This window comes from Wolbachia endosymbiont of Drosophila tsacasi, assembly GCF_028982115.1.
In the GTDB taxonomy this organism is placed as follows: domain Bacteria; phylum Pseudomonadota; class Alphaproteobacteria; order Rickettsiales; family Anaplasmataceae; genus Wolbachia; species Wolbachia pipientis_B.
Genome location: NZ_JAPQLJ010000041.1, coordinates 22,009 through 33,234, shown reverse-complemented (window position 1 = coordinate 33,234; position 11,226 = coordinate 22,009). Strand labels below are relative to the sequence as shown.

The following is an 11,226-nucleotide window of genomic DNA, read 5'->3' as shown; positions in this document are numbered from 1 at the left end:
TTCTTAAATATTAAAGCTAAGGTTAGTTGCATTTAAAAGCAGCTAAATTGCAGTGTTTAAGACTTAAAAAACGCCAATACAGAAAATAGACAATGACCAGGGCTTCTTTTGCCTTTTTTTTATTTGGTAAATTTCTTAATGTTTATAGCTAAACGACAACCGTCATCCCGCAGCGGGATCTCTTGTTAGCGGATAAGAGATACCGCGGCGGTATGACGGTTAAGTAGGGTGTCATTCCAGTCTGGAATCTAGTTCTTATTGTACATTTACTTGGTGTAGAGTTAAGTTTCCTGGATCCAAGTAGTCAAGCTACTCGGATGACAAAAAAGGGGCTACTTGGATGACAAAGGAATAGGCACTAGGATGATGAGAAAGGAGCGCTGGAATGACACTCCACTGGTGGCCCAAACTACAACGTTCGTACAGTTGTGAGTGACAAGATAGTGTGCTAGAATTTATATCTCTTGCATTCAAACTCACATAAATCATGTATTATGCATGTTTCACACGAAGGTTTTTGCGCTTTGCAAACATATCTACCATGCAAAATTAGCCAATGATGAGCATAAAGTAGGTATTTTTTTGGCACTACATTCAAAAGAGACTGCTCTGTTTTAAGTACATCTTTTTCTTTCACAAGCCCAATTCTATTGCTAACTCTAAAAACATGAGTATCAACTGCCAATGTTGGAATGCCAAGCCCTGAATTTAAGAACACATTAGCGCTCTTTCTTCCAACCCCTGGTAAAGATACCAAATCATCGAAATTAGTAGGCACTTTGCTATTGTACCTCTCAATCAATATTTTGCTGAGCCCGATTATATTTTTTGCTTTGGAATTATATAAACCAATACTGCTTATGCATTTTCTTAGCTCACTCTGCCCAAAACTCAGCATTTTTTCTGGCGTATCAGTGATACTAAATAACTCCTTTGTAATTTTATTAACGCTTATATCAGTTGTTCGCGCTGATAGAACTATCGCAACTAATAACGTAAAATCATTGGTATAATTCAGCTCTATTTTTGGTGCAGGATTTGATTGCTTGAATTTTTCAAATATCAGTTCTACTTTTTTTGAGTCCATGCATAGAGCTAAAAGCTTATACTACACTGGTTGCTGTGCAAATTCAATTCCTTTAGGCTTAGATAGTCCTTCAGCATTAACATCAGACATATCAGTTTTTACCTCATCAAAATTCCTCTCAGCAAATTCACTTGCCACTTCCGCAAAACACTTTTTAACAAGAGGCATAACAATTGGCATTAACAGTTTTCGTGGATCATACCATCCTAACAGGTCGGTTTCCTTTTGTACCCTATTTCTTGGATCCTCTTCTAGTAAATCTTTTGTGTGCCTTTCAGCATATATTTCACAGCCTTTTGAGAAAACAGGAGCTATAACTTCAGTAATCAGAAGAGTCAAAGACAGTAGAGTACCAAATATTACTATACCAACAGTAAGATTATTAGAAGTAAAATATGCTATCAGTGAATAAATAGAAAAAGCAGATAAAGGATAAAAAACGAAAAGCTTACGGCTTGATTGAATATAATGCATTTTACTTATGAACTCATCAGTGGAAATTTTAGAATCTTCGTATTTTTTTGCATAATGCATTTCTAGCAAATCTAAAACGTTTTTCATCACCACACTCAATGGTATTACTAGCAGCAAGTACGGGTTTATGAAAGCGTTATTAGATGGCATCATTAAGAAGTATGAGAAATAGAAATAGGCTGTTGTAATCCAGGTTGATGAAAATAAAAGATACATTTTGATTCGTTGAGTATTAGATAGTAAAGCATTTTTACGTTCTATAAATCTTAACGCTAATTCTTTTTTATCTTCTTCAATTAGGCTTCTCTTTTCTTCTAGAGGAGAAATATAAAGAAATAGCCGCATACTAGGTTTTGATAAGCGTTTATTAAGCTCGCCAGGGTTCAACAATCTAGAAAGATTGCTCAAAGCATCTCTTAAAAAACAATATTTGAAATCCTCTTCAAACGAACGATCATTCTTTTTTAATATAGAGATTAATTTATCAAAATCTTTACCTATAGCTTCTTCACCAATCCCTAGTGTATCGAACAGCTTCTTTCTATAATGAAATTCACGTGCTGTTAAACGTCCATTACTTTCAGCACCAACACTGACTTTAACACAAGGATTTCCTAACTCTAAAGGTTCAATGTACTTTTTTAGCTCTTGATAAGCTTTATAAATCTGATCAAATCTATTTTTGTCTCCACCTTTGTCAGGATGGTTTACAAGTATCAATTTATTATATTGTTTTTTCAGAAATTTGCTAAGAACTTGATAATCCTTACCTACAATTTGTTCAGCTTTTATCTCTAGTACGTTAAACAGATCATTATTATCATAAAACTCCTAACTAGTTAACTTAAAATGTTGACTCATTACTACACCTCACATAAATACACGATGTTATTAGTATAATATATTTAATGTTTCACACAAGCATAAAAATATCAAGCACCCACTAAGAGAAGAAACCCTCTTTTCCATCATATAAATACAACTTATCCATTCTTACTACGTCAAAGCTATTTTCTTCGAGTTTGATTAGTAGGTTATTTACATCACTATTTGTAATAGTTTTCTTTTCATTATTTGCAATAAACCTACAGGTTATTTGGTCGCTTGAAGACTCTGAATTCCCTGGCCAAATCGCAAGGCCTTTTGAGTATATCGCTATAATCTTAGGATCACTTGATTCAAATAATCCTACTATTTGATCAAAATTGTTGGATTTGTTCCAAGCAAGCGTTATATCGCTACCCACTAGCTTTTTAACTTTGTAATCTTGTTCGTAATTGTCTTGTACTTTATTTATTTTACTATCTAAATCACTGCTAATTATAAGTTCAGATAATGTTGCAGGTTTCTTTCCTAGATTATCTATAACAGCTTCTGCAAATTCTTTGGTCCCAACTTTTTGTTTGTTCCTTTTTTCCTTATATAAATCAGCAGTGTGTATCCCATCCTCTAAAGTCTTGAGCCATGCATCGTAAATTAGTTTTGCAGTACTCACTTGACCGATATAGACCAACATATGCACTGCGGCATTTAAAAGACCAGAAGGATTAGCTATATTTTTTTCTGCAATATCAGGAGCAGAACCATGCACTGCTTCGAACATCGCGTATTCGTTGCCAATATTACTACTTCCTGCAAGCCCCACAGAGCCAGAGGTTTGTGCCACTATATCTGATAATATGTCGCCATACAAGTTCTCAGTTACTATAACATCGAAATTCTCCGGTTCTGTTGCAACACGTGCCATTCCAATATCAACTATATAATGTTCTGCCTTTATGTCCTGGTATTCCTTTGCAATGCGATCAAACGCTGCATGAAAAGTTCCGTCAGTCATTTTCATTATGTTATCTTTAGTCAGGCAAGTTACTTTTTTTCTGTTGTGTTTTTTCGCGTATTCAAAAGCATACCTGCATATCTTCTCTGAGCCAGACCTAGTAATAATTTTAGTGCATTGGTACGAGTCACCAGTGAGCCTATGCTCTATTCCGGTGTAAACATCTTCTTCATTTTCGCGTATTACTACGATATCAAACTTACCAAATTTGTTTTCTATAACAGGATGATATGAAATGCATGGTCTGATGTTTGCATATAGCCCTAAATTCTTCCTCAGTGCAACGTTCAAGCTCTTGTGCCCTTTGCCTTGCGGAGTTGTTGTCGGAGATTTGAGTAATATCTTTGTTCTTTCAATAGATTCCCAACCACTTGGAGAAATTCCGTGAGACCATTCCTTACTATAAACACGCTCCCCTATTTCAATAATATCTATTGAGATCTTCGCTTCTGCTTCACGCAATATCGACAGCACTGCTTCCATAATTTCTGGGCCGATACCATCGCCATACGCAACTGTGATTGGTGTTGACATAACTTCCTTAACTGTAAATGATTTAATGTTAATTCAAATGATAGAGTGGGTCAATGTTGCTAAAATAGCATATTTACGGTTATTTAATAATGAACTTTTATACTGGCTATAGCATTGCAAAATATGGAAAGTATATGGATACTAAAGTAAGTTATGCAGGGATTACAAGACGTATTTTTGCATTTGCAATCGATTATATTTTAGCACAGGGAATGGGGTTTGTTATCGGATTTATCATTGGATTTACTTTAGCATATTCTCTATCACTCAATGTAACTGAAATGATTTTAGATAAAGCAGTAACTATACAAGTAATAGGGTTGATATTGGAATTAATATTTTATGTATTTACGATAATAGAATTTGGTGATACTCCAGGACAATTGTTACTTCGCATGCGTGTAAAAGATGAAAATACACTTGAAAAAATCACTCTAATACAAGCAATAAGCAGAACAGCGGTTTTTGGAGTATTATATTTTATAATCTGCTACACACTATTCAATATTTCTAGTCTATTCATAGTTGTATCAATCTTAATCATATTATTTGCAATCCTTGACCAGCGTAAACAATTTCTTCACGATAAAATTGCAAAAACAGTAGTGATAGACTATAAACCTAGTTGATATTTTTCTTTAGTTGTTACCACCAAGGGTGTTATTCCAGCGCATGACGCTGGAATCTAGTTCTTATTGTACATTTACTTGGTGTAGAGTTAAGTTTCCTGGATCCAAGTAGTCTGGGCACTGGGATGACGAGAAAGGAGCACTGGGATGACAAAGAAATAGGCACTTGGATGACAAAAAAAGGAGTGCTGGGATGACACCACTTACTACGTATTTAAACTATAATGTTCATCATTACACGCTCGCAGGATGTCATATATAGTGTTACCCAGGTAGCTGATGCTGGGGCTTATCGTTTTTAAGATCCCAATTAGATAGAAGGTTTGTACTTTTTTCAAATCAAAGCTTGAATTTTTGCTGGAAAATCAATATATTATATATATGAAGTTTTAATTTAAGTTGTTATGTTGACCCCAATGGCAAGCTTATGTGTTGATAGCAGAACCAATCTCATGCAATATATTGCTAGAGTGCAAAAATTTCCTATGCTGTCTCAAGAGGAAGAGGTACGATTAGCAAAAAATTGGAACCAATATAAGGATATTTCTTCTGCTCATAAATTGATTACCAGCCATTTGAATTTGGTAGTAAAAATTGCAATGAAATTCAAAAATTATGGACTATTGTTGATGGACCTGGTCATGGAAGGGAATCTGGGTTTAATGCATGCAGTGAAAAAGTTTAATCCTGATTTAGGGTTTCGTTTTTCAACTTATGCAGTGTGGTGGATTGAAGCTTCAATGAAAGATTTTATATTGAAATCTTGGTCGTTCGTGAAAATAGGCACAACGCAAGCACAAAGAAGACTATTTTTTAGTTTACGTAAAATAAAAAAAAGAATTTTACAGTATACAAACAGGGAAACTTTAAGCAATGAAGAAATAAAAGCAATATCTAATGAGCTTTCTGTATCCGAAGGAGACGTTCTGCAGATGAATTACCGTTTGGCTTGCAAGGATCAGTCGCTAAACGATTGCATAAAAATAGGTGATGACTCTAAAAGGGAGTTGCAAGATATGATCCCATGTAACTTGGTCAGTCAAGAAGCAACCTATCAGAATCATGAAGAAAAAGAATTAAAAGAAACAATTTTAAACAATGCACTAGCAAGCCTTAACGAAAGGGCAAGAGACATTTTTATTAGTAGATACTTGTGTGAAAACACTCAAACTCTGGATGAACTTAGTAAAAAATATTGTGTTTCAAGAGAAAGAATAAGACAGTTAGCTGAGCAGGCGATGGCTAAGGTAAAACGATATATACAATCTGAAAGTTTGAATTTTGGTTTGCATGCGTAGTTTTTTTATATTTCTAATGTTTTTTTCAATAGGCGCTTTTGCATCGGTTAGTGATGTGCAATTGAAGGAAAAATACAAAGACTGGCTTGTATATACTGCATCAGAAGATGGAGAGAAAGTGTGTTACATTGTATCTTACCCTAAGACAAAAAGAGAGCATTATACAACCAATCGCAAGCCGTATGTAATGGTCAGTTATGTTGATAAAAAAGCAGATGAGGTAAGCGTTACCTCTGGTTTTCAGTATGATAAGGAGCCTGTAGCTCTCAATATCGACAAAAAAATTAAATATACACTGCCTATAATACAGGGAAGTTTTGCGTGGGCGGAGCATACAAAAATAGATCAAGATCTCATTCTAAAAATGAAGCAGGGATTATCAATGGTAGTTAATGGAAAAACAAAAACAGTGACCATTGATGATACTTATTCCCTACTTGGTTTTCAAAAAGCGTATCAAAAAATGCATGATTTATGCCATACAAAGTAAATCATTGTAACAGAATACCCAGCTATAGTATAAACTAGACTACTCTTTCAATGGAAATATAAATAGCATTTTACTTTATATGTGATGTGGATATCATTTAAAATATATTTTTGAGAGTTAGCAATGTCAGAGGTTGCAGGTGTAGATACAGAAATCAAAAAGCAAAATTCTGTGTGCGAGCAGATGCGTTTTAGCGTGAGCCGCACAAGTCTTTTAAATACATTATCCAGAGTAAGTGGAGTGGTTGAAAGGCGTAATGCAATAGATGTTTTGGCATGTATAAATATCAAAACACAACACGGCAGCATAAAATTAATGGCAACTGATCTTGACATTTCAATGTTTGCCTCACTTGCTGCAACCGTATTAACAGAAGGAGAAGTAAAAATTTCAGCGCATACTTTACATGACATAGTGAAGAAGTTACCCGCTGATTTGGATGTCAATTTTGAAGTAAACAACCAAGGAAAATTATTGATGTCTTGCGGAAATGCAAACTTTTCTTTACCGAATGTAGTTTCAAGCAGCTTTCCTGCTCTTGAAGAAGACAATTATAAACATGATTTTATTCTACTAAATACGGACCTGATAGACTTATTAACTAAAACAAAATTTGCTGTATCACTAGATGATACAAGGTATAATTTAAATGGAATATATCTACATACAGACAAACAGTTTCTGTACTGCGTTGCAACTGATGGTCATCGTTTATCATGTATAAAGAGACCAAAGCCTGGGAACATCAATGGCGAATTTGGTGTGATCATTCCACGTAAAACTGTTATGGAGCTATTGAAAGTATTGGATGATTGTAATGAGATTAATATAAAACTTTCAGACAGAAAAATCAAGTTTACATGCGGTGAATATATTCTAATATCAAAATTAATAGATGGGACTTTTCCAAATTATAAAGCAGTTATTCCAGCATCTCAAGATAAGCATATGATTATTGAAAGTAAAAAACTTTCAGATGTTATAGATCGAGTTTCCGTTGTTGTATCTGATAAAGTAAAATCCATTAAATTCTCACTACAAGAAAAGCTGCTGACTCTGCATTCAAACTCTCAAGAGTGCAGTGATGCAACTGAATCCATAGAAGTGGACTACAATGAAGCTCTTATAGAAATAGGGTTTAACTCGCGTTATTTGCTTGATGTTCTATTCTGCATAAAAAATAAATGTAAGTTTAGCTTAGCCGATGGTAATAGTGCTACAATTATCACTGATGAAGACGATTCAAGTGTATTATATGTAGTGATGCCAATGAGAACTTAAGGGCTCAGGATTATTTTTTATCAAATTAGTAATCTATCTTTACCAAATATAAGCCAAAAGGTGGTGCAGTAACTCCAGCGGCATTTCTTTTGCATTGGTTTAATATATTTAGCATTTCTTGCGGATTGGTTCTATTTTTTCCAAATTCAACTAAAGTACCCACAATGATCCTCACTTGGTTATGTAAAAAGGAAATAGCAGATATTTTGATGTGTATATGATTCCCATTTTGTATTATATCGATATCATCAATTGTTCTCATCGGATTTGCGGCTTGACAATCTTTTGAACGAAAACTTGAAAAGTCATGTTTTCCAAGTAGATGTTTAGCAGCTTCATACATAATATTTACATCAAGTGGGTTAAACACTTGCCATACATAACCTGTCTCCAGAGCGGCAGGAGCATAGCGATTAACTATTCTGTATTCATAATGTCTTTTTTTTGCTGAAAACCGTGCGTGAAACGCATCATCTACAACTTCTGCATTAAGCACGACTATGGGAATTGATTTTAAATGATAATTTATTGCGTTTCTTATTCTATAAAGCTCAAATTCCTTTTCCATATCAAAATGAGCAATTTGTCCTAAAGCATGAACCCCTGCATCAGTCCTGCCACCACAGTACAAAGTAACTTTCTCACCACTAAAATTAAATATAGCATTTTCTATGGCTTCCTGGATTGAATGAGCAGAATGTTGCTGCTTCTGCCAGCCAGAGAAACTACTACCATTGTATTCTATCGTTATTTTGTATCGCACTGCAGAGTCTATCTAACTTTCTATCTTAATATAATTTAGGTAGCTAATTTTTCTACGATAACGTTCTTCATTATTAAAAAACCCTTGGCAGATTGTTCACGTTCGATTATCATGAAAGTTATACAAGTTAATAAATGATTCATGGCAAACAACTCAGAAGAAAGAAATAATGATAAACAAAAAGCGCTAGATAACGCAATAAGCCAGATTGAAAAAGCATTTGGTAAAGGTGCAATAATGAAGTTGAAGCAAAACCCTGTAGAGAAAATAGACACAATATCCACAGGATCAATTGCGCTTGATTCGGCTCTAGGTGTTGGAGGTCTGCCAAAAGGACGTATAATTGAAATATTTGGTCCTGAGAGTTCTGGTAAAACCACTCTTGCCTTGCATGTGATTGCTGAAGCACAAAAAAAAGGAGGATCATGCGCATTTATCGATGCAGAACATGCATTGGATGTCTTATATGCTCGTAAACTTGGGGTAAGCACTGATGATTTAGTAATTTCGCAGCCAGACACTGGGGAACAAGCATTACACATTGTTGAGTACTTAGTGTGTTCTGGTGCGGTTGATGTGATAGTTATTGACTCTGTTGCAGCGTTAACTCCAAGAGCTGAAATTGAAGGTGATATGGGTGATCAACATATGGGGCTGCAAGCAAGGCTTCTAAGTCACGGGCTACGAAAGCTAACCTCTGCCGTTTCAAAAGCGAACTGTATATTGATATTTATTAATCAAATTCGTATGAAAATAGGAGTAGTGTATGGAAATCCTGAAACTACCACGGGTGGAAATGCATTAAAATTCTATACTTCTGTAAGGCTTGACATAAGAAAAGTTGGTGTAATAAAAGACAAAGAAAATATTACAGGCAATGAAACAAGAGTTAAAGTTGTAAAAAATAAAGTTGCTCCTCCATTTAGAGAAGCGAAATTTGATATAATGTACAATGAAGGTATATCAAAACTTGGAGAAATAATAGATATGGGAGCAAAGCTTGGTGTGCTTGAAAAAGCAGGTGCTTACTATTCATATAACAACACACGTCTTGGACAAGGAAGAGAGAATGTAAAAACTTACCTAAAAACAAAAAAAGAAGTCACAAATGAAATAGAAACAAAAATCAGAGATTTACTCAGAAATCATGATAATTCTATCATAATAGACGAGGATAGTGAGCAACTTTTAGAAGAATCAGTGTTCTGATCTAAACTTAGTTTGTGTTGGATGGATTGTTACAGTATGACGGTGTGTGCTAATCTGTAATGTTACCTTGTATCAAGAAGACTTTGCTGAAGCAGTTAAAAAAAGCTTTTCATGAGAAATTATAAATGATAAATTATTAACAATAGGTCATTGTGAATAAGATTATGTGTTTTAGTTTACCTAATATAAACAGGGAAGGTTATTTATTTATAGTCGTTGCCTTTATAGTAACGTGTATAGCATTCTCTATATCTTGGGGGTTTGGTGTTACGTGCTTGTTTCCGACATTATTGTGTACTTATTTCTTTCGCGATCCAGCAAGAGCTGTACCAAACAATAAGGATCTTATATTAAGTCCTGCTGATGGTGTGATTTCAAAAATTGAAGAAGTTAATTATCCTTTATCGGCAGAAAATGGGGAAGAGAAGAAGTTCATGCTTGTTAGCATATTTTTAAGTGTTTTGAACGTCCATGTGAACCGTATACCAATATCTGGTACGATAAAGGAAATGAATTATAAAAAAGGCAAGTTTGTATCCGCAATGAGCAATAGGTCTAGTAATGAAAATGAAAAGCAGGTTGTTGTGATTGAATACAAAAAGGAAAAAGAAATTATTGTGGAGCAAATAGCTGGATTAATTGCACGTCGTATCGTTTGTAATTTAGGAGTATCCCAGAATGTGAAAGCAGGTGAAAGGTTTGGAATTATAAGATTTGGTAGTAGAGTGAATATTTATGTTCCTGCTGATACAGAAGTCAGAGTTTCAGAAGGGCAAACTGTTATTGGTGGTGAAACAATTATAGCAAACTTAAATAAGGAAAACGTTCAAGAGAAGCTTACTTTTGACGTTATATGAATAACGATGGAAGTAACAGTAGATTCTTACCTATTACTAAATTATTCCCAAACTTTATAACTTTATTGGGTTTATGTTCTGGTCTCACTTCACTTAAATTTACATTTAATGAACAATGGGAATTCTCAGTAATTTTTATCATCATTGCAGCAATAATAGATGGAATGGATGGCAGAATAGCTAGAATTCTAAAATCAACTAGCGATTTTGGAGCCCAGCTTGATTCTTTTGCAGATTTTCTAAATTTTGGTGCAGCGCCTGCATTTCTTTTGTATTTTTGGAAGCTAAACGAAATAAAAGTCATAGGTTGGATTTTAGTAATGATATACGTAATCTGCATATCAATAAGACTTGCAAGATTTAACGTTTCGCTACACTCAGGACAATCACACTGGGAAAAATTTTTCTTTTCTGGTGTTCCAGCTCCAGTGTGTGCTTTACTTTCTTTGTTACCAATAATTATTACCTTTCAATCTCATGGGAGTGAATACTTACTTCTCATAGAGCGATTTTTTAACACAAGAAACGTAGCTTGTTACTTTCTGGCCATTTCATTTTTTTCGATAAGTCACATTCCAACTTTCTCTGCAAAATATATTTATGTTCCCAAAAGCCTATCCTATATATTTGTGTCATTTTTTGGAGTACTTATTATATTTTTCATCAGTAAGCCCTGGATAACGCTACCAATTTTAGGTGTAGTGTATGTACTTACTATTCCAGTAAGCACTGGGCTTTATATATATTACTCGTATAAAGCTCGTTAG

General features: G+C 34.4%; 12 protein-coding genes. 7 read left to right on the top strand and 5 right to left on the bottom strand.

Annotated features, from left to right (window positions below; translation table 11 throughout):
- Positions 1–448: 448 nt before the first annotated feature.
- The 3 genes from nth to icd form a co-directional block, all read right to left on the bottom strand.
- Positions 449–1,087, bottom strand: coding sequence for an endonuclease III (gene nth / locus OZD70_RS02645; RefSeq protein ID WP_275020693.1), 639 nt, complete (start codon positions 1,085–1,087; stop codon positions 449–451).
- A 21-nt stretch (positions 1,088–1,108) separates the two neighbouring features.
- Positions 1,109–2,371, bottom strand: coding sequence for a molecular chaperone DnaJ (locus tag OZD70_RS02640; protein ID WP_458695146.1), 1,263 nt, complete (start codon positions 2,369–2,371; stop codon positions 1,109–1,111).
- A 133-nt stretch (positions 2,372–2,504) separates the two neighbouring features.
- Positions 2,505–3,932, bottom strand: coding sequence for an isocitrate dehydrogenase (icd, locus tag OZD70_RS02635; RefSeq protein WP_275020689.1), 1,428 nt, complete (start codon positions 3,930–3,932; stop codon positions 2,505–2,507).
- Positions 3,933–4,021: 89 nt separating this feature from the next.
- Between icd and OZD70_RS02630 the strand changes: the two genes are divergently transcribed.
- Positions 4,022–4,561 (top strand): RDD family protein, encoded by a 540-nt coding sequence (locus OZD70_RS02630; protein ID WP_275020687.1) that lies wholly within the window; start codon positions 4,022–4,024, stop codon positions 4,559–4,561.
- Positions 4,562–4,592: 31 nt separating this feature from the next.
- Here OZD70_RS02630 and OZD70_RS02625 read toward each other — a convergent pair whose 3' ends face one another.
- Positions 4,593–4,727 (bottom strand): hypothetical protein, encoded by a 135-nt coding sequence (locus OZD70_RS02625; RefSeq protein ID WP_259346659.1) that lies wholly within the window; start codon positions 4,725–4,727, stop codon positions 4,593–4,595.
- 238 nt (positions 4,728–4,965) lie between these two features.
- Here OZD70_RS02625 and OZD70_RS02620 point away from each other — a divergent pair, with 238 nt between their 5' ends.
- The 3 genes from OZD70_RS02620 (at position 4,966) to dnaN (ending at position 7,630) form a co-directional block, all read left to right on the top strand.
- Positions 4,966–5,859: an RNA polymerase factor sigma-32 gene (locus tag OZD70_RS02620; protein WP_275020684.1), complete on the top strand. Its 894-nt coding sequence runs from the start codon at positions 4,966–4,968 to the stop codon at positions 5,857–5,859.
- Entirely contained in the window at positions 5,852–6,349 is a 498-nt protein-coding gene (locus OZD70_RS02615) for an invasion associated locus B family protein (RefSeq protein WP_338062932.1), read from the top strand. Before OZD70_RS02620 ends, OZD70_RS02615 begins: the two co-directional genes overlap by 8 nt.
- Before the next feature lie 123 nt (positions 6,350–6,472).
- Positions 6,473–7,630, top strand: coding sequence for a DNA polymerase III subunit beta (dnaN, locus tag OZD70_RS02610; RefSeq protein WP_275020681.1), 1,158 nt, complete (start codon positions 6,473–6,475; stop codon positions 7,628–7,630).
- Between the two features lie 25 nt (positions 7,631–7,655).
- Here dnaN and truA read toward each other — a convergent pair whose 3' ends face one another.
- A complete protein-coding gene (truA, locus tag OZD70_RS02605; protein WP_275020679.1) occupies positions 7,656–8,393 on the bottom strand; it encodes a tRNA pseudouridine(38-40) synthase TruA in 738 nt (245 codons plus the stop codon).
- Between the two features lie 141 nt (positions 8,394–8,534).
- Between truA and recA the strand changes: the two genes are divergently transcribed.
- The 3 genes from recA (at position 8,535) to OZD70_RS02590 (ending at position 11,226) form a co-directional block, all read left to right on the top strand.
- Positions 8,535–9,602, top strand: a complete 1,068-nt coding sequence (gene recA, locus OZD70_RS02600; RefSeq protein ID WP_275020677.1) for a recombinase RecA — start codon at positions 8,535–8,537, stop codon at positions 9,600–9,602.
- A 164-nt stretch (positions 9,603–9,766) separates the two neighbouring features.
- Positions 9,767–10,459, top strand: a complete 693-nt coding sequence (locus OZD70_RS02595; RefSeq protein ID WP_275020695.1) for a phosphatidylserine decarboxylase — start codon at positions 9,767–9,769, stop codon at positions 10,457–10,459.
- A complete protein-coding gene (locus tag OZD70_RS02590; RefSeq protein ID WP_275020674.1) occupies positions 10,456–11,226 on the top strand; it encodes a CDP-alcohol phosphatidyltransferase family protein in 771 nt (256 codons plus the stop codon). The genes OZD70_RS02595 and OZD70_RS02590 overlap by 4 nt, the downstream gene beginning before the upstream one ends.